At 73.0% G+C, this 20957-nt stretch carries 18 protein-coding genes; 12 read left to right on the top strand and 6 right to left on the bottom strand.

What is annotated here, in order from left to right:
• Nucleotides 1–480 precede the first annotated feature (480 nt).
• The 4 genes from cyc2 to VKA29_RS17555 all read right to left on the bottom strand — a co-directional run bounded on the left by cyc2 (nt 481) and on the right by VKA29_RS17555 (nt 5714).
• Nucleotides 481–2703, bottom strand: a complete 2223-nt coding sequence (gene cyc2, locus VKA29_RS17570) for a germacradienol/geosmin synthase Cyc2 (RefSeq protein ID WP_324786776.1) — start codon at nt 2701–2703, stop codon at nt 481–483.
• A gap of 205 nt (nt 2704–2908) precedes the next feature.
• Complete coding sequence (locus VKA29_RS17565) at nt 2909–4072, bottom strand: damage-control phosphatase ARMT1 family protein (protein ID WP_324786775.1); 1164 nt, start codon at nt 4070–4072, stop codon at nt 2909–2911.
• A 22-nt stretch (nt 4073–4094) separates the two neighbouring features.
• Nucleotides 4095–4742: a ScbR family autoregulator-binding transcription factor gene (locus VKA29_RS17560; protein ID WP_324786774.1), complete on the bottom strand. Its 648-nt coding sequence runs from the start codon at nt 4740–4742 to the stop codon at nt 4095–4097.
• Nucleotides 4743–4832: 90 nt separating this feature from the next.
• Nucleotides 4833–5714 (bottom strand): ScbA/BarX family gamma-butyrolactone biosynthesis protein, encoded by an 882-nt coding sequence (locus VKA29_RS17555; protein ID WP_324786772.1) that lies wholly within the window; start codon nt 5712–5714, stop codon nt 4833–4835.
• A gap of 316 nt (nt 5715–6030) precedes the next feature.
• On the opposite strand from VKA29_RS17555, the gene VKA29_RS17550 reads away from it, so the two are divergent.
• Nucleotides 6031–6963, top strand: a complete 933-nt coding sequence (locus VKA29_RS17550) for a lytic polysaccharide monooxygenase (RefSeq protein WP_324786771.1) — start codon at nt 6031–6033, stop codon at nt 6961–6963.
• A gap of 68 nt (nt 6964–7031) precedes the next feature.
• Here VKA29_RS17550 and VKA29_RS17545 read toward each other — a convergent pair whose 3' ends face one another.
• Entirely contained in the window at nt 7032–7682 is a 651-nt protein-coding gene (locus VKA29_RS17545; protein ID WP_324786769.1) for a Tat pathway signal sequence domain protein, read from the bottom strand.
• Nucleotides 7683–8355: 673 nt separating this feature from the next.
• Between VKA29_RS17545 and VKA29_RS17540 the strand changes: the two genes are divergently transcribed.
• The 7 genes from VKA29_RS17540 to VKA29_RS17510 all read left to right on the top strand — a co-directional run bounded on the left by VKA29_RS17540 (nt 8356) and on the right by VKA29_RS17510 (nt 15245).
• Nucleotides 8356–9024 carry a DUF6230 family protein gene (locus VKA29_RS17540; protein WP_324786768.1) on the top strand — a complete coding sequence of 223 codons (669 nt, stop codon included), beginning with the start codon at nt 8356–8358 and terminating at the stop codon, nt 9022–9024.
• A 254-nt stretch (nt 9025–9278) separates the two neighbouring features.
• Nucleotides 9279–9710: a DUF6114 domain-containing protein gene (locus tag VKA29_RS17535; RefSeq protein ID WP_324786986.1), complete on the top strand. Its 432-nt coding sequence runs from the start codon at nt 9279–9281 to the stop codon at nt 9708–9710.
• 351 nt (nt 9711–10061) lie between these two features.
• Nucleotides 10062–11063: a substrate-binding domain-containing protein gene (locus VKA29_RS17530; protein ID WP_324786767.1), complete on the top strand. Its 1002-nt coding sequence runs from the start codon at nt 10062–10064 to the stop codon at nt 11061–11063.
• Nucleotides 11064–11353: 290 nt separating this feature from the next.
• Nucleotides 11354–13843 carry a nitrate- and nitrite sensing domain-containing protein gene (locus tag VKA29_RS17525; RefSeq protein WP_324786766.1) on the top strand — a complete coding sequence of 830 codons (2490 nt, stop codon included), beginning with the start codon at nt 11354–11356 and terminating at the stop codon, nt 13841–13843.
• Nucleotides 13844–13857: 14 nt separating this feature from the next.
• Entirely contained in the window at nt 13858–14286 is a 429-nt protein-coding gene (locus VKA29_RS17520) for a roadblock/LC7 domain-containing protein (RefSeq protein ID WP_324786765.1), read from the top strand.
• A gap of 1 nt (nt 14287) precedes the next feature.
• Nucleotides 14288–14647 carry a DUF742 domain-containing protein gene (locus tag VKA29_RS17515; RefSeq protein ID WP_324786763.1) on the top strand — a complete coding sequence of 120 codons (360 nt, stop codon included), beginning with the start codon at nt 14288–14290 and terminating at the stop codon, nt 14645–14647.
• Entirely contained in the window at nt 14634–15245 is a 612-nt protein-coding gene (locus tag VKA29_RS17510) for a GTP-binding protein (RefSeq protein ID WP_324786762.1), read from the top strand. The genes VKA29_RS17515 and VKA29_RS17510 overlap by 14 nt, the downstream gene beginning before the upstream one ends.
• Nucleotides 15246–15435: 190 nt before the next feature.
• Here the strand turns inward: VKA29_RS17510 and VKA29_RS17505 are convergent, their stop codons facing one another.
• Entirely contained in the window at nt 15436–16392 is a 957-nt protein-coding gene (locus tag VKA29_RS17505; protein WP_324786761.1) for an ABC transporter substrate-binding protein, read from the bottom strand.
• A 349-nt stretch (nt 16393–16741) separates the two neighbouring features.
• Here VKA29_RS17505 and VKA29_RS17500 point away from each other — a divergent pair, with 349 nt between their 5' ends.
• From VKA29_RS17500 to VKA29_RS17485, 4 genes are read left to right on the top strand one after another with little or no spacing between them, the layout of a single operon-like run.
• Complete coding sequence (locus tag VKA29_RS17500; RefSeq protein ID WP_324786760.1) at nt 16742–19330, top strand: sensor histidine kinase; 2589 nt, start codon at nt 16742–16744, stop codon at nt 19328–19330.
• Nucleotides 19327–19803, top strand: coding sequence for a roadblock/LC7 domain-containing protein (locus VKA29_RS17495; RefSeq protein ID WP_324786758.1), 477 nt, complete (start codon nt 19327–19329; stop codon nt 19801–19803). The genes VKA29_RS17500 and VKA29_RS17495 overlap by 4 nt, the downstream gene beginning before the upstream one ends.
• Nucleotides 19804–19837: 34 nt before the next feature.
• Entirely contained in the window at nt 19838–20284 is a 447-nt protein-coding gene (locus tag VKA29_RS17490; RefSeq protein ID WP_324786756.1) for a DUF742 domain-containing protein, read from the top strand.
• Nucleotides 20271–20873, top strand: coding sequence for a GTP-binding protein (locus VKA29_RS17485; RefSeq protein WP_324786754.1), 603 nt, complete (start codon nt 20271–20273; stop codon nt 20871–20873). Before VKA29_RS17490 ends, VKA29_RS17485 begins: the two co-directional genes overlap by 14 nt.
• Nucleotides 20874–20957 lie beyond the last annotated feature (84 nt).

Below are 20957 nucleotides of genomic sequence, written 5' to 3'. Positions count from 1 at the left end.
CCCGCCGGGCCGCCCGACGAGCCCGCCCGCCGGACCGACAACAGGCACCCGCCCCGGGCTCCGGCGCGTCCGGCCGACAGACACCGGCAGGGCACCGGGACGCCGACCGGAGCACCAGGCCGGGCGGGCGCGGCCCGGCCGGCAGCACGACCCCCACGCCGGGCCGCCCGACGAGCCCGCCCGCCGGACCGACGACAGACACCCGCCCCAGGTTCCGACGGGTCCAGCCGACGGACGTCGACGGGGACGCCGGACCGGGCGGGCGCGGCCCGGCCGGCAGCACGACCCGCAGCCGGGCCGCCCGACGAGCCCGCCCGCCGGACCGACGACAGACACACGTCCCGGGCTCCGACGGGTGCCGGCGGGGACGCCGGGCCGGGCGGGCGCGGGCCGGGCCGCGGTCGGCCGACGGGCACCGGTCGGGGCGCCGGGTCCGCGGGGGCGGGGCGTGCCCGGGGCTGGTCTCGGTGCCGTGTGTCGTCAGTGGGCCGCGTCGGACAGTTGGAGCGGGTCGCCGGGCTGACGGCCGGGGGACGGCCGGGGGGCTCGGCCCACGGGTGGCGCGGGCGGGCGGTCCGGCAGGAAGGCGTGGGCCCGGCGGGCCAGGAAGTCGGGCTTGTAACGGTCCACGGAGCGGTGCCAGTTCAGGATGCCCGCCATCCAGTTCCGCAGATCGGCCACATAGCCCTCCATCGCCTCGCGCCCCTCCTTCGACAGTGCGAAGTCGTCGTAGACGACGGGCAGTTCGTGCTCGACGACGTGCTGGAACTGCTGCATCCGCCGGATCATCAGGTCGTGCACGACCCCGAGCGCGGTGGGGTAGTCGATGCCGAAGAAGTTCTGCACGACGAGGATCGCGTTGTGGATCTCGCCCTCGTACTCGATCTCCTTCTGGTACGAGAAGACGTCGTTGAGCAGGCACGCGTAGTCGACGGCGGCGTTCTCCAGGGAGCGCACCGGCCCGCTGCGGTAGACCTCCGGCGCCACCGCGGGCCCGTGCCCGGCCCGGCACAGGCCGAGGGTCAGGTCGGCGCCGAAGGTGGCGCGACGCATCTCCAGGTAGTCGACGGGGTCGGGGATGCGGTTCTGGAGCTGGTTGGACAGCTCCCACACCCAGCTCTCGGTCATCGTGTCGATGGCGCCCTTCAGGGAACGCCGTGCGTCCGGGCCCATCCGGGCCGTGGTGCGGGCCCACAGGTCGAGGAGGCCGCGTTCCATGGCGTTCACGGGGACGACGGCCGCCTCGCCGTCGACCGGCATGCACGCCGACAGGCGCCGGGTGGTCAGCCGGGCGGCGGCCAGGTCGCGGCGGTGGCCGAAGACGAGGGGGTAGTAGTCGTCGCCGTAGGTTCCCCAGGCGAGCCACTGCGCGCTGAGGTCGAGGGCCTGCGGTGTGGCGTCCGGGTCGAGGCCGGCCGAGCACAGCGCCAGGTCGTAGGCGGCGAGCTTGTCCTCGTCCCAGACGCCCTCCTGGAGGATGCCCGTGCGGCGCGTCCACTCCGTGAGGCGGGTGCGGGCGGCGGCCAGGTGCGGGCTCAGCTCGACCCGGAAGGGCATCGGGAAGTCGGGCAGCAGGGACGGGCCGACCTTCCGGAACGGCACGTACGTCCAGGCACGCAGCCGTTCGGCGCCGGCCGCCGCGAGCAGGCCTCGGACGTCGGCGGCCGAGGTGCCGGGGCCGGTGGGGGTCTGCCACGGGCGGGCGGCGCCCGCGCGTGCGTTCATGTAGCGGCTGGAGCGCAGGTGCCATTCGTGGCCGCCGGACTGCCAGTCCTGGAGTCCGCGCGTGTACGCGGCGACGGCGGCGACCTCGTCGGGGGTCAGGCCCCGGTCCAGGGCCAGCGCGGGCACTTCGGTCAGGGCCGTGTGCTCGAACTGCTGCATGCGGGAGGTGAGGATGTCGTTGACGAGGTCGGCGGCCTGCTGGGTGGTGCAGCCGAAGAAGGTCTCCAGGACGAGCACGCCGTTGCTGTTCTCGCCCTCGTCCTCGACCTCCCGCTGGTAGGAGAACAGGTCGTTGCGCAGGTGCACGGCGTCGGCGAACGTCTCCATCAGCACCCGCAGCGGCCGGGTGCCGGCCGCCGCCGCGGGCACCTCGGCGGTCGCGTACTCCACCAGCCCCGCCGACCAGGGGGCGCCGCCGACCTTGCGGCGCATCTCGATGTACTCGACGGGGTTGGCGATCCGCCCCTCGTTGATGTTGGACAGCTCCCACAGCGACTCGTTGAGGAGGTGCTCGGTGGCCAGGGCGAAGCGCCGGCGCCAGTTCTCGGACATCGCCGGGACGGTACGGGCCCACAGGTCGGCGAGGCCCGCCTCGACCGGGTTCAGCGGTTCGGGAACCGGGGCGGACAGGTCCGGCGGCATGAACAGCGGCAGGCGGTCCAGGTAGGCCTTGCCGCCGGCGCGGTCCTGGGTGCGCTTGAAGGTCTCGAGGAAGTGGTCGTCGAAGAAGAAGACCCACACGTACCAGTCGGTGATCAGGGACAGGGCGGGGCCGTCGCAGTCGGGGTGGGTGCAGGCGCAGAGCAGGCCGTAGTCGTGGGCGTCGAGGTCGGACTGCTCCCAGATCCCGGAACCCTCCAGCATGCCCATCTCGCGCGCCCACGCGGTCGAGTGGGCGCGGGCCTCGTCGACGTGCGGGTTCAGCCGCGCGGGATACGGCATGTAGAAGTGCGGGAGTTCGAAGGGCTGCTGCGTCATGGCCGGGGCTCTACCCTCGCCCCTCCGGCGGCATCCGCGGGCGGCGGAACGACCACACCATCGCGTGAACCGGCGCCGGACCGCGGTGGAACGCCCGGACGCCCGGCCCGCGCGGACGCCCGGCCCGCGCGGGGCGTGCCGGGGGCTGCGCGGGGGGCTCGGGCGCGCCGGGGGTGCGATGCTCGGCGTCCGGGACGGGGCGGGGTCAGGCGCGTACCTGGATGAGGGCGTGCGTGCCGCCGGTGCGCCAGCGTTGTCCCTCGGCTTCCACCAGCGCGGTCTCCGTGGCGGCGTCGAGCCCGGTGATCACGTCCGACTTCAGGGTGCGCAGGGCGGCCACCGGGCCCGGGAACCCGGCGGTGACGTCACGGAAGGGCGTGGTCGGCGGCCACCGGCGGTCGCCCACCAGGCGGCGGTAGTTGAGGTCGCCCTTGACGACGGTGAGGGCGGCGCCGGAGAGTTCCGCGCGCAGGTCGGCGGGCATGTCGGCGAAGGGCAGGGGCGCGGCGGAGAAGGGGTGCGCGCGGACCGTGAGGCGGCCGTCCCCCATCGCCGACCACAGGGTGCGCCCGTAGGCGGCGGCCCGGCCGGTCACCGTGGTCAGCCGGCGCAGGGCGTCCACCACGTCGGCGGTCGTGGCGTCGGAGACGTAGTACGGGTACGGCTTGACGTGCAGGACGGCCCGCTCGATGCGTCCCTGCCGCAGGAGGTGGGCGATCAGGAGCAGGTCGGGGACGAGTTCACGGCCGGCGTTGTCGGCGATCAGGGACAGCGTGCCGCGCAGCAGCGGCCACAGCGACTCGCTGTCGTCGGCGACCAGACCGGGCACGGGCTCCGCGGTGCCGTCGTGCGCGGAGAGGCGGAAGCCGAGGTCGGCGCGGTTGCCCCAGAGGGAACCGTGCAGCAGGGCCGCCTCCTGCTCCTCGGCGGACCGGCCGGCCAGGTCGTCCAGGGCGGCCAGTTCCTCGTCGGTCCGCGCGGAGTCGAGCTCGGCCCGCTTCAGCGGACCGAAGGGGTCCACGCCCTTCCCGGGTCCGAGGCCGAAGTAGCCGACGGCTTCCAGGAGTTGCCGGTAGAAGTAGCTCTCCGACCAGAGCCAGGGGACGTCGAACCAGGACCGGCCGGTGTACTCGTCCGCGCCCCAGGCCGTCCACAGGTCCCGGTCGTGGGCGTCGGCGGGGAGCGGTTCGAGCACGCCCTCGGTGCAGCTCGCGAGGAGCGCGTCGAGCGCGCGGAGTTGCGCGGGGCCGTACGGAGAGGCGTCCCGTACCTGCCGGATGATCGCGGGGTGCCGTTCGGCGAGCACGCCGTGCGGGAACGAGCCCGGCTCGTCGCCGAGGATCACGGGCGCGGACGGGGTCTCGGGCATGCGGCTCACCGTATCGCGCCGCTCACACCGGCCTGATCTCCCGCTCCAGCCGGGTGGCGAGGGTGAGGTACCGGGGCCGCCGCGGCACCGGGACCAGACCGCGGATCATGACGTGCCACATCTCGGCCACCCGGCGCGGCTGGCGGGCGACCGGTTCGAGGGACCGGCCGACGACGCGGGCCCCGACGAACCAGCTGACGAGCGCGTGGGCGGCGGCCTCGACGTCGATGTCCTGGTGGACGTCGCCCTCCCTGGCGGCGCCGTTGAGCTTGCGGGCGGCGACATCCCGCCACTCGGTGAAAGGATGGGTCAGCGGAGGGCGCACCTCGACCTGCCCGGCGGCGAGCCGCAGGCCGGCCCGCGGGACCGGGTCCTCGACGGACAGGCGCGCGATGCCGAAGGTGATGCGGATCAGCGCCTCGAGCGAGGAGTGTCCACGGCCGTCCGTCTCGGCGACCACCGCACGCCAGGCCCTGGACTGCAGCTCCATGATGGCGTCGGCCAGGTCTTCCTTCGCCGCGAAGTGGAAGTACAGCGCGCCCTTGGTGACTTGGGCGTGCTCGACGATGTCGCTCAGACTGGTCGATTCGTAACCGTGACGGTCGAACAGGTCGGCGGCGGCCGTGATGATCGTCGCGCGGGTCTGCTCGGCGCGTAACTGCCTCGCCATCGACTGAACACTCCTGGGACGGAACTGAACACTCCTGGACGGGAAAGAACGGGTCATGCCGTTTGTTTCTCACTCGCCGTACACGATATCTCACGGTTCGGCGACTTCGACGGCGCACTCGAAGACCGTCGACTCCCCCCGCAGCGCACGGACCTGAAGGACCGTCCGGCCGTCGTCACACACCTCCACCCGTACGGGACGGTCCAGTTCAGCGTACCGACGGAAGGAGGCGTGCAACGACACGGGCGACCGGCGGCCCGCCGTGCACACCCGCGCGGCCTGACCGGCGGCCTCCAGGAACAGTGTGCCGGGAACGTGATCGAGGGGGTGGTCGAAAAAAACAGGGTGGGCGGTATCTACGCGGAGCCGCAGCCGCCCGGCGGGGCCGGGCGGGGAGAGGACGACGTCCGCCGGCAGGGCGTGGCCCACCGCGGCCGGGGGCAGGGCGGGCGGCAGGGGCGCCACGGGCACGGCACCGGCGGTACGGCCGCCGCGCAGCCTGCGGTAGACGGACTCGCGGGTCCAGCTGACGTCCAGGCGCACGGTGGCGACGCGCTCGTCCCCAAGTCGCACGTCCGCGGCGCGGGTGAGCGCGTCGGGGCGGCCGCCGCGGTGCCGGCGCGGGGTGACGGTGACACCGACGACGGGTGCGGCGGGCGGGGCGGGCGCGGCCTCGACGGCCAGGTGTCCGGGGCGGGGGACGGCGGCCCTCAGCCCGTGCAGCACGAAGCGGTCGTCGTGCGGGACGCCGTACTCGGCGTGCGCGGGCAGCGCCCCGCACGGGCGGACGGTCTCGGCGACGAGCAGCGGTTCGTACGCGGTCCGGTCGGGGGAGACGTACACCGGGTGGACGCGGGGCCACTGGGCGGACAGGGCGAACCGGTCGGCGCCGACGCGCCGCCGGCCGGTGATCAGGGTCTCCGCGACGGCGGCGCGGTGAACCAGCCGACCCGGCACGGTCGTCGTCAACACCCTTTCCGGACAAAGGAGTTCAGCGGACAAAGGGAGGCTCGCCGGGTTCGGGTCGCCGGCGTGCTGCCGCACTCGGGGCATGTCCCTCCCTCGGCTCTCCGCAAGGCATGACAGGCCGGACGGCCGGGGTCCGGCGTCCGTGGAACGCCAGAATACGAGCCGACCGGTTGGTTTTCAATGAGACTCAGGTGATCCACCGCCGCGTACGACCGCTCCCGCGCCGCCCGGGGCGCGCGTCAGGGGTTGAACGCGCCCGGCCGGTTGCCCGTACCTGACGGGAGCAGCCCGTTCCCGCGCCGCCGAGGAGACGTTCCGGATGCCCCGGATGACCGCCCACCGCACCGCCCTGGCAGCCGCCCTCCTGATCCCGTTCGCCCTGCCGCTGTGGGCGGCCGGACCCGCGCGGGCGCACGGCGCGCCGACCGATCCGGTCAGCCGGGCGTACGCCTGCTCCCCCGACGGCGGCGCCGATTCCCGCTCGGCGGCCTGCCGGGCCGCCGTGGCCGCGAACGGCGCCCCCTTCACCCTCTGGGACAACCTGCGCGTGGCGGACGTCGGCGGCCGGGACCGGCAGGTCGTCCCGGACGGCCGGCTGTGCAGCGGCGGCCTGGCCGCCTACCAGGGGCTCGACCTGGCCCGCTCCGACTGGCCGGTGACGAGCCTGACGCCCGGCGGGAGGCTGACGATGACGTACGCGTCCACGATTCCGCACACCGGCACCTTCAAGCTGTACCTCACCAGGCCGGGATACGACCCGAGCAAGCCGCTGACCTGGTCGGACCTGCCCGAGAGGCCGTTCGCCGAAGTGACGGACCCGGCTCTGACGAACGGGGCGTACCGCATCGGCGCGACGCTGCCGTCCGACCGGACGGGGCGCCACGTGCTGTACACGATCTGGCAGAACAGCAGCACGACGGACACGTACTACTCGTGCTCGGACGTGGTGTTCCGGGCGGCGGGGACGGCCGGCGGCGGCGCGTCGCCCTCCGCGACGGGGCGGCGGGGGCGGCGGGCAGCCGCGAGCGGCACGCCGACGCCGTCCGCGGACGGCCGCCGCGCGCAGGCGGACCCGGCACGGACGACGGCGGAGGCGGCGGTGACGCCGTCGGTGTCCGACGGCGTTCCCGTCGCCTCCACCGCCGCCGGCTCGGGCCCGTCCGCGCCGATGGTGGCGGGCGGCGCCGCCGCGGTGCTGGTGCTCACCGGCGGCGCCGCCCTGGCGCTGCGTCTGCGTCTGCGTCGACGCTGACGTGCCGTGCGCCGTCCACTGGTGGGGCTGAGTCGAGCTGGTCGAGCTGGTCGGGCCGGCCGGTCGGGCTAGTTGACGAAGACCGTCGCGCCGTTGTCCGTCACCGGGGCGTACTTGGCGGTGAAGTAGCCGCTGCTGAAGCAGAGCGACGAGCCGGACGTCTTGGTGAACTGCTGGTTGGCGAAGGAGATGCTGTTGTCGGCGTTGCTCGCCGTGCCGGTGAGGCTCGGCGCCTGGTAGACGCAGGTGACGGTGCCCAGCAGGGTCCGCAGCTTGACGGTGGTCTGGATGGTGGAGCCGCTCGCCGGGCTGACCGTGACGACGCCGGCGGAGGTCACGGTGGCGTTGTAGGGCAGGTTGTCGACCGTGATGCTGTTGACGCCGAGCACACCGGAGACGTTGCTGCTGCAGCTGCTGCTGTCGAAGGTGTGCGCGGTGACCTTCTCGGTGGCCGTGCCCGGCGCGGCCGGGTTGTCGGTCACGGTCGCGGTGAACTGCGACGTCGTGCAGGTCACGCCGCTCGTGCCGGTGGCGCTGGAGTAGAGCGTGGCGGAGGTGCCGCTCGCCAGCGGCGCCGTCAGCACGTCGCCGACCGCGGCGGCGGAGCCGCCGGCGGAGCCCGTGGTCAGGACGGAGCCGGCCGCCGAGGCGGGCACGGCCGCCGGGAGGGAGAGGGCTGCGACGGCTCCGACGAGGGTGAGGAGGGTGCGAGTGCGCATGGGTCATTACCTCTTTCCGGTGGGGGCTGCGAGTTGGGGAGTGCAGGCTTCCGGTGTGATGCGCGAGAGGGTGCGGGACGCGGATCGGCGCCCGCCGCTGTCGGCCCGTGACGCCTTCTCCGTACGTGACGGGCCGGGAACGGCGACCGGCCGGTGACCGGCCGGGGACCTGGAAAGGGCCTCCGGCCGGGCCGGGCGGGAGAACCGGCCGGCACGGGACCAGGGGTAAGGACACCCGTGCTGAACCGTGATGGGGATCGGACGAAACTGCCCGTGCTGGACGGGTGGGGTCCGGGAGACGCGGACGATGCCGCGTGGCGGGATCCGGCGCCACGGATCCAGGGGAAGCCAGTGGCAGTTGTAGACCTGATGCACAGTCAACGTCAATACGTGGTACCGGAGTTGACCTTCTCTTAGGGTGTCCTGGAGGGGGCGTCCGACAGGCGCGGCGGGCAGCGAACGCCCAGGTGACACACAACCGACACCCTTTTTTTACAACTCCCTTGACCCTTGAATGTAACCCCGGGTAACTTCCTCGGAGGCTACTGCGGAGTACGTGAAAGCCCTTCCATCCGCCGGGAGGTGGAGGAGCGGTGCTCCGCAGCCGCTGTCCGCGCCAGGACAACGCGCCGCTGATGCCCTACTCGCACTGACTATGCACACGGGAGCAGAAATGGCCTCGTCCTCGGACGTCACCTCGTCCGCAGAGCACACCCCAGGGAACCCCGAGAGTTCCCTGCCCGATTCCCCGAGACGCGGGCGGGTCCGCCTGCGCCGCGCCGCGGTGATGGCGGTGCCTGCCGTCGCGGCCGTCGCCGGCATGGCGATCCTCACCGCCGAGGGAGCCCTCGGCGTGCAGTTCTCCATCTCCGGGATGCCCTTCACGGTCACCGCGACCGAGCTCGACGGCACCGGCTTCGAGCAGTTCGGCGCCCTCGACGAAATGGCCGAGGACAGCCCCAACGCGGGCGACACCGGCGGCCAGGTGCTGGTCATCACGTCCGCGATCAAGAACGCCACGCTGACGAAGCTGTGCCAGAGCGTCGACCTCGGCGGCACCAACCTCCTCATCACCGCGGGCAGCGGGGCATCGAAGGTGCAGGCGAGCGACCTCACCACCGACTCGACCGAGCTGTCCGGCGACGCCGCCTTCAACAACATCGAGATCGGCAACGACGCCAGCACGCTCACCAAGGCCGGGGTGAAGGGCCCGAAGGGCGTCTTCAGCCAGCAGTCCGACACCGTGCACATCGCGAACCTGCGGCAGACCAACTACGCGACCACCGCAGGGGTGTTCAAGCTTCCGGGCCTGAAACTGCGCTTCAGCGACACGGGTTGCTGATGTCGGCGGGCTCGGACGAAGGCATCGGCCCGGGGACGACGGCCGCCGACCTGGAGGCGGCCTTCGGCCCGGAGCGGCGTGCCCCCGCGAAGCCGGACACCGGACCGGAGCCGGCCGCGCGAGCGGAGTCGGCCGCCGGACCGGAGCCGGCCGCGCGCCTGGAACCGGCCGTCGGAACCGAGCCGGCCTCGGATCCCGGACCGGCGGCCGGCGGAGCGGAGCAGGGGGTCCGGCGCGAGCCGGACGCCGGACCGGTGTCCGACGCCGGGACGGCGCGGGGCGTGCGGGCCGGCTTCGGGCGCTGGCGGGCCGGCCGGCCGTTCTGGGGCGGACTGCTGCTCGCCCTGGGCGGGGCGGAGATCCTGCTGACCGAGAAGGCCTCGCTGAAGGTCGTCATGCACATCGGCATGCAGGGGCTGGCCGGCTACCTGCTGCCGGCCCTGATGCTGCTGTGCGGTCTGCTGACCCTCTTCAGCCCCGCGCAGCGGCTGTTCTACTCGATCGTCGGTGTCCTCTCCTCGCTGGGCACCTGGGTCACCTCGAACCTGGGCGGCTTCTTCATCGGCCTGCTGCTCGGGCTCGTCGGCAGTTGCCTGGCCTTCGGCTGGCTGCCCGACCAGGAGCCGCGCGGCGTCCGCCGGCAACGCCGGAGGGAGGCGCGGGCCGCGAAGGCCGTCCGGGTGTGAGCCCCCGGCGGCATCCCGTCGGCGCACCGGCCGGTCCCCGTCACGGGGGCCGGCCGGTGCCCCGTACAGGGGGCGTGGCAGAGCCCGGCCGGATGCCGTCACGTCGACCGTCACCTCGACCGTGGCGGATGCCATGGCGCGGCCGCCGTGTGCCGCCGCACGGAGAGTTGATCACAATGCGGCAGCATCAACTCGCTCCACGTGCCCGTTCACTTGACTGCCGACGGGCACAAACGATTGGCTCCTGGCCAGCGAGAATCACCCGGTCGGCGTACGGCGTTCGCATGCCGTCCGGGGTCTGCCGTCTCGCCGTTCCTCTTGCTCGGCCGTACAGCGAGGTGCCGCACCCTCATGAACACTGCTCCCCCGCCCGCCTCCCGCAGAACCGTCCGCGTCGTGGCCCGGGCCGCGGCCGTGCTCCTCGTGGCCGGCTGCTCCGCGTCGGGCGGGCGGGCGGACTCCGGCACGGACGCGGCCGGCCGGGCAGGCACCCGCCTCGAGGTCACCCTGATCACACACGCGACCGACGGCGACACGTTCTGGGACCTGGTGCGCAAGGGCGCCGAGGCGGCGGCCGCCAAGGACGGCATCGAGCTGACGTACGCCAACGACCCGGACACGGCGGGACAGGCCGAACTGGTGCGGGACGCCGTCCGCGACAGGGCCGACGGCATCGCCGTGACCCTCGCCAAGCCGCAGGCGATGGAGGACTCGGTCGCCCGGGCCAGGAGCGCCGGCATCCCCGTGGTCGGCCTCAACTCCGGCATCGGCGCCTGGCAGTCGGAGGGGCTGCTGGAGTACTTCGGGCAGGACGAGAGCCTCGCGGGCCGCGCCGTCGGCGACAGACTGGACGGCCTGAAGGCCCGGCACGCCCTGTGCGTCATCCACGAGCGGGGGAACGTGGCCCTCGAGGCGCGCTGCGCCGGTGTGAAGAAGACCTTCGGCGGGCAGACCGAGATGCTCTACGTCGAGGGCGACGACCACGAGGCGGTCGCCGCCGCGATCACGGCCCGGCTGCGGCAGGACCCGACCATCGACGAAGTGGTGACCAACGGGGCGCAGTTCGCGCTGACCGCGGTCAAGTCGGCCGGGCAGGCGGGCAGCAGGGCCCGCGTCGCCACCTTCGACCTCAACAAGGACCTGGTGCAGGCAGTCCAGGACGGTGACGTGCAGTTCGCCGTGGACCAGCAGCCCTACCTGCAGGGCTACCTCGCCGTGGACGCGCTGTGGCTGTACCGGACCAACGGCGACGTCAGCGGCGGCGGGGTCGCCCCCGTGCTCACCGGGCCGGCGTTCGTGACGAAGGCGAACGTGGCGTCCGTCGCGAGGTTAGCCGCGGGCGGGACCCGCTGACGGACGCTTCGTCCCCGGATGCCCGGATACCGCGGAAGATTTCGGTGACGTGTGCCACGTCCGGTCAATTGTGCGGATAACATCCTGCACACCCTTGTGCCGTACCGGACACGCGGTCACCCCCGCGCCCGTCCCGTCCCTGATCCGCCCCCGATCCGTCACCGCCCCGCGTCCGAATTCCGCCCCCGTCCCCCGCTTCCTCCCGTCCACTCCCCCGTCCACTCCCCCGTCCATCCGCTATCCGTCCGCGTTCCCTCCTGTTCACCTCCTGCTGATCGCCTAGGACGACGATGTCTCCACGGACAGGTGCCCGGCGCCGTCTCGGCTCCATACGCCTCTCGCTGATCCTGCTGGCGCTGGTGCCCGGCGTCACGCTCGCCGCCGTGTGGGGCGTGACGACGACGCAGATGTTCACCGAGGGGCTGCGGCTGCGCGGGCAGACCGAGCTGAGCCGCTCGACCGGCATCATGGGCACCGACGCGACGCTCGCGCTGCAGCGGGAACGCAGCCTGTCCGCCGCGTGGCTGGCCACACCGCACGGCTCGCGGGCCGCCCTGGACGCGCAGCGCGCGGAGACGGACCGGGCGGTCGCCAAGCTGGTCGGCCAGTCCGATGCCATCGACCGGGCCCCCGCACGCGTCACCGACCGGCTGTACTCGGTCGTCAACACGGTCAGCAGCCTTGAGTACTACCGGAGCCAGGTGGACAACCCGAGCGACATCACCGCCCAGCAGGCCCTGGACCAGTACGGCTCGATCATCGACGAGCAGATCCACGCCTACCAGGAGCTCTCCCAGGTCGACGACGGCGACCTCACCTCGCAGGCCGGGGCGCTGATCGCCCTCGAACACGCGGCGGAACTCGTCTCGCGGGAGAACGCCCAGCTCACCCTGGCCTGGCCGTCCGGGTACCTCGACGAGAAGGCCTGGCACGACTTCACCGAGCTGGTCAGCACGCGCCGCTGGCTGGTGAACGACCAGATCGTCCCCCAGTTGCGCGGCAGCGCGAAGACGCAGGTCGAGCGGGTCCTGCAGAGCCCCGAGTGGCGGACGCTCCACGGTATCGAGGACCAGGTGCTCGCGGCCGGACCCGTGGCCGACGGCGGCAGGGTCGCGCTGCCGGACGCGCGGCGGCAGTGGGCCACCGCCATGACGAAGGTCAGCGACGCGTACGCGCGGATGATCCGGTCCCAGACGTCCGGCCTGCTCGACCGCAGCACCGACCAGGCGCGCAGCCTGCTGCTGACCGCCGCCTCGCTGAGCGCGGGCGGGCTGATCGCCCTGCTGCTGTGCGTCGGCATGTCCTGGCGGATCACCCGTTCGCTGTCCCGGCGGCTGCGGGGCCTGCGGGAGGCCACCCTGAGCCTCGCCCACCAGCGGCTGCCGGACGTGGTCGCCCGCCTCGACCGGGGCGAGAAGGTCGACGTCGATCTCGCGACCCCGCCATTGGACTACGGCCACGACGAACTCGGCCAGGTGGCACAGGCGTTCAACACCGCGCAGCGCACGGCGGTGCACACCGCCGTGGAACTCGCCGACATCCGGCGCGGCTTCCAGAAGGTGATCCTGGGCATCGCCCGGCAGAGCCAGAACCTGGTCAACCTGCAGCTCACCAAGCTGGACGCGCTGGAGCGCGAGCACACCGACCCGGAAGTCCTCAAGGGCCTGTACGAACTGGACTCCACCGCAAGCCAGTTGCGCCGGTACGAGGAGAACCTGGTCGTCATCAGCGGCGAACAGCCGCGCCGCAGCTGGCGGGAGCCGGTCGCGCTGATCGACATCCTGCGCAGCGCCGTCGGCGAGGTCGCCGAGTACCGGCGGGTGGACGTGCACACCGACGAGGACGTGTACCTGGCTCCGCCCGCGGTGGCCGACGTGATCCACCTGCTGGCCGAACTCATCGAGAACGCGACCCTCTACTCGCCCGCGCCGAGCCCGGTCGAGGTGCGGGCCGCGATGGTGGCCAAGGGGCTGGCCGTGGAGGTCGAGGACCGCGGGCTCGGCATGTCGCAGGAGGAGTACGTCGCGTTCAACGCCCAGTTGGGCGTGGAGCCGCAGTTCGACGTGGTCGCGCTGGCCGACGACCTCAGACTCGGCATGTTCGTGATCGCGCGGCTGGCCACCCGGCACGGCATCGCCGTCACGCTGCGCCCGTCGCCGTACGGCGGGACGACGGCGATCGTGCTGCTGCCGCACGACATCGTCGTACGGGAGACCGCGCGCGACGCGGAGCCGGCGGACACCGCGGACACCGTGAGTTCCGCCGGGCCGGAGGAGGCGGCACGGCCGACGGGAGCTGCCCCGGCGGGCCGGGACGCGGCCGCGCCCGCGGGGGCCCGGTCGCGGCCGGCGCTCGCGGCCCGGCCGCGGGGCTCCGCCGACGACGGCGAGCACTCCCGCGCGAAGGACAACGGGCGGGTGGGCCGGGCCGGTCGCACCGAACCCGCGGACGCCGGACACCCGCAGCCGGACGGCCGCGCCGACCGTCCGGAAGGTGACCGGCGGCGCGGCCGTCCGGCCCCGCTGCCCCGCCGCGTTCCGCAGACCAGCCTCGCCGCCGAGCTCCGCGAGGACGTCGTGCCTTCCCCGGAGGACGACCACGAGGACGAGTTCACCGCGGAACGTGCCGCCTCCTCGCTCGCCGGTTTCCAGCGCGGCACGCTGCGGGCCCGCGACGACGGCGCCGAGCCGGCGAGCGGCCCGGAGCCGAGCACCGCCTCCCCCGCCGCCGACGGCTCCCCCGCCGCCCCCGAGCCCTCGACCCCGCCCGCCGACAGCTGATGAAGGACATCGCCATGACACGCACGCCCGCCACCCACACCCAGCTCGACCAGCTGCTGACCGGACTCGTGGACCGGGTCGCCGAGGTGAACCACGCCGTCGTGCTCTCCGAGGACGGCCTGGTCGTCAGCAAGTCGACCGGTTTCCTGCGGGACGACGCCGAACGCCTGGCGGCGACGGCGTCCGGTCTGATGAGCCTCAGCAAGGGCGTCAGCATGGACTTCCGCGGCGGACCGGTGCGCCAGGCGCTGATCGAGATGGCCAACGGCTACCTGATCCTGACCTCCGCCGGGCCGGGCGCCCACCTGGTCGTGCTCACCAGCGCGGGCGCGGACGTCGGCGTGGTGGCGTACCAGATGAACATGCTGGTGAAGAAGATCGGCGAGCACCTCAGTGCCGCGCCGCGGGCCGGTATCGGCCCCGCCGCCGGCTCCGGCGCGTGAGGTGGGCGGAGGCGATAAGGCGGGCCGGCTCGTACGACCGTTCGCCCTGACTGGCGGACGGACCCGACCCAGCCGCGCCGACTTGACGCTCATCACGACGGTGACCGCGGTGGACCCGCCGCCGACCTGGGCCACCCGGCCGCAGCCCGAGCACCAGCGCATCCTGCGCCTGTGCGCCGAGCCGGTCGCCGTAGCGGAGCTCGCCGCCCTGCTGGACCTCCCGGTGAGCGTGATCGTCATCATGCTCGACGATCTGCTGGAGGCGGGCCGGATCACCGTCCGCCCGCCGCGTTCCGTCACCCTTACACCACCCGACCTGGACCTGTTGCAGAAAGTGAGGGAGGGCCTTGGCCGACTCTGACACCGTCACCCGGGCGGCACCCGACACGGTCAAGATCCTGATCGCCGGGGGCTTCGGCGTCGGCAAGACCACCATGGTCGGGTCGGTCAGCGAGATCGCCCCGCTGCGCACCGAGGAACCGCTGACCACGGCCGGGCTGGGCGTCGACGACCTCGACGGCATCGAGCGGAAGAAGGCCACCACGGTGGCCCTCGACTTCGGCCGGATCACCATCGGCGACGACCTCGTGCTGTACCTGTTCGGCACTCCCGGCCAGCAGCGGTTCTGGTTCATGTGGAACGACCTCGCCGTGGGCGCCCTCGGCGGTGTCGTCCTGATCGACGTGCGCCGCCCGCGGACGAGCTTCGCCGCGCTGGACTTCTTCGAACGCCGGGGCATCCCCTTCGTCGTCGGCGTCAACGGCTTCTACGGCGAACATCCCTACCAGCCCGAGGAGATCCGCGAGGCCCTGGCGCTGCCGGACCACGTCCAGGTGGTGCTGTGCGACGCCCGCGACCGAGCGTCGAGCCGGGACGTCCTGATCGCCCTGCTCGACCAGCTGATCGCCGCGGCGGCCGGCCCGGACGGCGACGGACGGCTCGCCCACCCGGCGGGCTGACCATACACAGCCCGGCCGGCCCCGGCCGGCCCCGGCCGGGGCGGGCAGCGGGCGTGCCACGGCCTTCCCCGGGCCGGTGCGCCCACTCGCCCGGGACCGGGCCGGGCTGGGCCGGGCCGTCCGGGCCGACGCGGGTGCCGCCCTGGCGAGGGGGCACCCGCGTCGGCCCGGCGGGGAGGTTCCCGGGGCGTCAGTCCAGGCCGACCGTCTTCAGCCAGGCCTTGGCGACGTCCAGCGGGTCCTTGTTGTCGAGCTGGACCTGGGAGTCGAGGTCCAGCAGGGTCTTGGTGTCGAGCTTGGCCGAGACGGCGTTGAGCGCGTCGACGCCCTTCTGGGGGAGCCCGCTCCGGTAGACGAGCGGCTGCACGTTCTCGAACCCGAAGAGGTTCTCCGGGTCCTGGAGGACGACGAACTTCTCCTTCTGGATGGTCGGGTCCGTGGTGAACACGTCCGCCACCTGCACGGTGTTCTTCTTCAGCGCCGCCTGGGTCAGCGGGCCGCCCGCGTCCAGCGCCTTGAAGGACTTGAACTCCAGGCCGTACACCGACTTCAGGCCGACCAGGCCCTGCCGGCGGGTCTGGAACTCGGGCGAGCCGCCGAGGGTCAGGTCCTTCGCGACGTCCTTGAGGTCCGCGATGCTGGACTCGGAGGTCAGCTTGTACTTGTCCGCGGTGGCCTTGTTGAGGGTGACCGAGTCCTTGTCCTGAGCGGACGCCGGCTCCAGCAGCGTCAGCTTGGAGTCGAGCTTGGCCTCGATGGCGGCGGTGGTGGCCTCGACGGTCTTCGGGGCGGCCTTGGGGTCGAGGTAGGCGAGCAGGGCGCCGTTGTACTCCGGCAGCACCGTGACGGAGCCGTTCTTGAGCAGGCCGTACGTCGTCTCGCGGCTGCCGATGTTGGCCTTGTAGGTGACCTTGAGGCCCTTGGCCTTCAGGGCCTCGCCGTAGATGTCGGCGATCAGGATGCTCTCGGCGAAGTTGTTGGAGCCGACGACGACGGTCTTGCCGTCCGAGGCGCCTTCCTTCAGCGGGTCTGACTTGTCTTCGGAGGACGAGGAGCATCCAGCCAGCAGGACCGTGGTGGCGGCGAGTGCGACGGCGGCCGCGGGACGCATCCTGAAGGACCTGCTGCGGTGGGCGTTGAAAGTCACGATTCCCGTTCCGGACTTGGGGGTTGGGTGGGAAGGACGAGCTGCGGTACTGATCCAATCCAGCCCGTTCTCCCCCAGTCAAGTGCCTCACGGTCACCAATGGGCGTCAATGAGTGAGCAGTTGTGGAGGCCGGGTGAACGGGCTCGTGCCGCGGCGGGGGCGCGTTGTAACTGTTTTTTGACGTAGTGCGACGCCCGTGATCGTCCGAAGAGAGTAGTCTCACCGCCGTCGGCGTCGGTCACGCTGGTTCACGTGGGCCGCTTCCGTGCCCTCACGCACCATTCGTATCGTCAGAATCGGTCACGCGCCGCCGTCGCGCGAGTGAGTTCTTTGCTGAAGGAGGCCCGGTTGTCCACGAACGAGGTGGACGCGACCGCCCGGCCCGCCCCGTCACCGCGCACCGGTGGCTTACGGAGGTTCGCCGACCGGTGGCCGTTCCGGCGCAAGCTCAACCTCCTGGTCGGCATTCCGCTCGCCCTGGTCGCCGCGCTGCTCGCCCACCTCTTCGCCGAGCAGATGGACACGTCGCAGGACGCCGCGGACGCCGCCCGGCTGGTGCGGGACAGCGCGCAGGTGGCCGAACTGGTCGACCGGGTGGAGGCCGAACACCGGCAGGCGATCCTGCTCTCCGTGCGTTTCGAGGCCACCGGCGCGGGCCGTACGCCGTCCACGGCCGACTACCGCGCGGCGCAGAAGGCCGTCGACGCCCAGGTCGAGAAGGTGTCCGGCACCTTCGGCGACCGGCTGCCGGAGACCGAGGCGCAGGCCCTGCGGGAGATCCTGGGTCTGGGCAGTCTGCGCGCCACCGTCGAGCAGGGCTACCTGCCCGCCAACAACATCGACCCGGCGTACACCAACGCCGCCAAGGGGCTGATCGACGGCCTCGGGCTGGACCGCAACGAGGCGCTGGCGGCCACCTTCACCGGCAACCTGCTCGACTCGCTGCTGCGCGCCGCCGGCGCCCACAGCGCCTTCGAGACGAGCGTGCTCTCCGCCCGTACCGGGGACACCAACGCGCTCATCGAGTACAACAGCGCGGTCGCCTCCTACGCCCTGTACACCGCCCAGGCCGACCGCTTCGCCCGGTTCGCCACCGAGGCGCAGGCCGACGAACTGGGCCGGATCGAGCACAACACCGCCCACGCGTCGATCATCCAGCACTACGCGGAACTGCAGCTGGACCCGGGCGGCCTGCAGGCGACGACGCCCGCGCAGGTACGCCGGGCCTTCAGCGCGGCGCTCGCCGCCTACCCCGTCTACCACGAGCAGTCCCGGACCCGGCTGAAGATCACGGCCTCCCTGATCGACCAGATCGCCGACCGCGCGGAGGACACCTCCGACGACGCCTCGTGGCGCGCGGGCCTGCTGCTGACCCTCGGTCTCCTCGGCTTCACCGTCTGGATCGCCTTCTCCGTCCTGGTGCGCCGCTCGGTGGTCCGGCCGGTGCAGGCGCTGACCGGCGCCGCCCGGGAGGTCGCCGACGTGGCCGGACGCGAACTGGCCCGGGTGGCCGACGACGACGCCGAGGACTCGGGCCCGCCGAAGCTGCGCGCGATGCCGGTCACCGCTCGCGACGAGATCGGCGAACTGGCCGAGGTGTTCAACCGGGTGCAGACCACCGCCGTCGCGCTGCTGGAGCGGCAGGTGCTCAGCCGCCGCAACGTCGCCGAGATGTTCGGCAACGTCGGCCGCCGCGTGAGCAACCTGACCACCCGTCAACTCGCCTTGATCGACGCGGTGGAGCGCGGCGAGACCGACCCCGCCCTGCTCGAACGCCTCTACTCCATCGACCACATCGCGGTGCGTCTGCGCCGCAACGCCGACAGTCTGATGCTGCTCGCCGGCATCCGCGAGACCGTCCTGGACTCCGGGCCCACCGAGCTCACCAACGTGGTGCGGGCCGCGCTCGGCCAGATCGAGGGCTTCCAGCGGGTGCGGCTGCGGGCCCGGACCGAGGCCGTGGTGGAACCCGACCTCATCGGCGACCTGACGCTGATGGTGGCCGAACTCCTGGAGAACGCCGTGTCGTTCTCGCCCGCCGGCAACCCGGTGGAGGTGTTCGTGCGGGATTCCTCCGGCGAGGACCCGGCCGGCGCGTCGATCGTGATCTCCGACCACGGCCTCGGCATGAGCGCCGAACGGCTCGCCGAGGAGAACGCCCGGCTGGTCCGCCGCGAACGCCTGGACGTGATGCCGACGAAGGTGCTCGGCCTGTTCGTGGTCGGCACGCTGGCCCGCCGCTGGGGCGTGGGGGTGCTGTTGTCCCGCACGCCGGGCGGCGGCGTCACGGCCGAGGTCACGGTCCCCTCGTCGCTGCTGCTGACGATGAGCCCGCCGGAGACGGACGCCTCCGGCAGCGGCACCGGACCGGCACTGCCGTCGGCCGGGACACGGCCCGCCCCGGAGTCCTCCGGCCCGCGGCCCACCGCGTCGGCGGAGACGTCCGGACCCCGGCCCACCGCCACCGAGGGCGTCCGGCCCGCCGCCGCGGCGGGCACCGCGGACGCCGGGCAACCCGAACCGCTCCCGCGCCGCCTGCCCCAGCGCGAGCCGGCCCACACGGCCGGAACGGCAGGAACGGCAGGAACGGCCGACGCGGCCGGAACCGCCCGGCCCCCGTCGGGTGGCGTTCCCTTCATCCCCAGGGCCCGGAACGGGACGACGTCCCCGGAGACGACGCCGTCCCCCGCTCCGTCCGGTGACGGCACCGCCCGTCCCCTGCGCCGCCGGGTGCGCGGTGCCACCCTGCGGACCACCGCCGACCCCGACCGGCAGGCGGCACGGCAGGCCCCACGGCCCGCCGACGCGGAAGCGGTCCGCGCCGCGCTCGACGAGTTCGAGGCGGCCGTGGAGCGCGCGAACCGCGACTGCGGCACCCATCCGACCACCTCTGGCCGGCACCACCACAACGACCTCCCGGAAGGAGCTGAGCAGTGAGCACGTCGTCAGGTGACACCTCGACGGGAGGCACCATGCCGACCGACCTGCAGGCCGCCGCAGCCGACTTCACGTGGCTGCTCAACCGGTTCGCCACCGAGACCGCGGGCGTCGTCGACGCCATCGCGGTGTCCTCCGACGGCCTGCTCATCGCTGTGTCGGCGCTGCGCGAGCACGCCGACTCCGAGCGGCTGGCGGCGATCGTCTCCGGCATCACCAGCCTGGCCGCGGGCGCCTCCGGCAACTACGGCCTGGGCGGCCTCAACAAGGTCATCATCGACCTGGAGGGCGGCCATGTGCTGGTCTCCGCGATCGGCTGCGGCGCCGTACTCGGCGTGGTCACCGACAAGGAGGCCAAGCTGGGCAACATCGCCTACGAGATGACCCTGTTCGCCAACCGGGCGGGCAGCGCGCTCAGCCCGCAGCTGGTGCTCGAGCTGAAGAACAGCGTCGGCTCCGCGTCGATGCGCTGACCGGGCAGGGCCCGGCCGAGGAGGAGGACAACCCATGGCGGACGGCTCCCCGCTCCCGGGCCCGGAGCCGGTCGGCCCGCAGCCGGTCGGCCCGGAGCCGGTCGGCCCCGCCCCCGCCGTGCGGCCGTTCCTCGTCACCGCCGGCCGGGTGGCGCCCACCGCGCCGGGCCGGCCGGTACCCGTGGAGACCCAGGTGGTGGCGACCGCCGAGGGCCTCGCGGTGCTCGACGGGCTGTCCTTCGAGCAGCACGACATCGTCGCCGCCTGCCGGCTGCCGCAGTCCGTCGCGGAGATCGCCGCCCGGCTGCGGCTCCACCTCAACGTCGTGCGCATCCTGGCCGAGGACCTGCGCGCCGCCGGACACCTGACGGTGCACGTCCCCGTCTCCGGCGCCGCCCACGACGCCACCGTCCTGCGCAGGGTGATCGACGCCCTGCGTGCCATCCCCGACTCCCGAGGGGTAGTCCGTGACACCGACTGAACCGGCCACGCGCCCTTCAGCCGCCCGTGCGGCCGCCGTACGACCGCCGCTGCCGGTCAAGATGGTGATCGCGGGCGGCTTCGGCGTGGGCAAGACCACCGCCGTCGGAGCCATCTCCGAGATCGAGCCGCTGACCACCGAGGCCGCCATCACCGAGGTCGCGGCGGGCGTGGACGACCTGTCCGGCACTCCGCGCAAGACCACGACCACGGTCGCGATGGACTTCGGCTGCATCACCATCGACCCCACGCTGAAGCTGTACCTGTTCGGCACGCCCGGCCAGGAGCGGTTCGGCTTCATGTGGGACGACATCGTCGAGGGCGCCATCGGCGGCCTGGTCATCGTCGACCCGCGCCGCCTCGACGACTGCTACGCGGCCGTCGACTACTTCGAGCACCGGCGGATCCCCTTCGCGGTGGCGGTGAACGCCTTCGACGGGAAGGTCCCGTACACGCTGGAGCAGGTCCGCTGGGCGCTGGACGTCGCCGACCGCGTCCCGGTCGTGGTGTTCGACGCCCGTGAGCGCGGCTCGGTGCGCGACGCGCTGCTCGTCGTCCTGGAGCTGGCGCTGGCCCGCACGGGCCGCTGAGGACGGACCCGGGGCACGAGCGAGCGGGCCCGGGGCGGATGGAGGTTCCGCCCCGGGCGGATGGAGGTTCCGCCCCGGGCACGC

Source organism: Streptomyces sp. H51, from assembly GCF_035656535.1.
In the GTDB taxonomy this organism is placed as follows: domain Bacteria; phylum Actinomycetota; class Actinomycetes; order Streptomycetales; family Streptomycetaceae; genus Streptomyces.
The sequence above is the reverse complement of the archived record's forward strand: the minus strand, read 5'-3'. Positions and strand labels throughout refer to the sequence as shown.

Excerpts from the sequence above, each read along its gene's own strand:
- cyc2 (WP_324786776.1), bottom strand. The coding sequence starts at position 2,703 with ATGACGCAGCAGCCCTTCGAACTCCCGCACTTCTACATGCCGTATCCC.
- VKA29_RS17565 (WP_324786775.1), bottom strand. The coding sequence starts at position 4,072 with ATGCCCGAGACCCCGTCCGCGCCCGTGATCCTCGGCGACGAGCCGGGC.
- VKA29_RS17560 (WP_324786774.1), bottom strand. The coding sequence starts at position 4,742 with ATGGCGAGGCAGTTACGCGCCGAGCAGACCCGCGCGACGATCATCACG.
- VKA29_RS17550 (WP_324786771.1), top strand. The coding sequence starts at position 6,031 with ATGCCCCGGATGACCGCCCACCGCACCGCCCTGGCAGCCGCCCTCCTG.
- VKA29_RS17545 (WP_324786769.1), bottom strand. The coding sequence starts at position 7,682 with ATGCGCACTCGCACCCTCCTCACCCTCGTCGGAGCCGTCGCAGCCCTC.
- VKA29_RS17540 (WP_324786768.1), top strand. The coding sequence starts at position 8,356 with ATGGCCTCGTCCTCGGACGTCACCTCGTCCGCAGAGCACACCCCAGGG.
- VKA29_RS17530 (WP_324786767.1), top strand. The coding sequence starts at position 10,062 with ATGAACACTGCTCCCCCGCCCGCCTCCCGCAGAACCGTCCGCGTCGTG.
- VKA29_RS17525 (WP_324786766.1), top strand. The coding sequence starts at position 11,354 with ATGTCTCCACGGACAGGTGCCCGGCGCCGTCTCGGCTCCATACGCCTC.
- VKA29_RS17520 (WP_324786765.1), top strand. The coding sequence starts at position 13,858 with ATGACACGCACGCCCGCCACCCACACCCAGCTCGACCAGCTGCTGACC.
- VKA29_RS17490 (WP_324786756.1), top strand. The coding sequence starts at position 19,838 with ATGGCGGACGGCTCCCCGCTCCCGGGCCCGGAGCCGGTCGGCCCGCAG.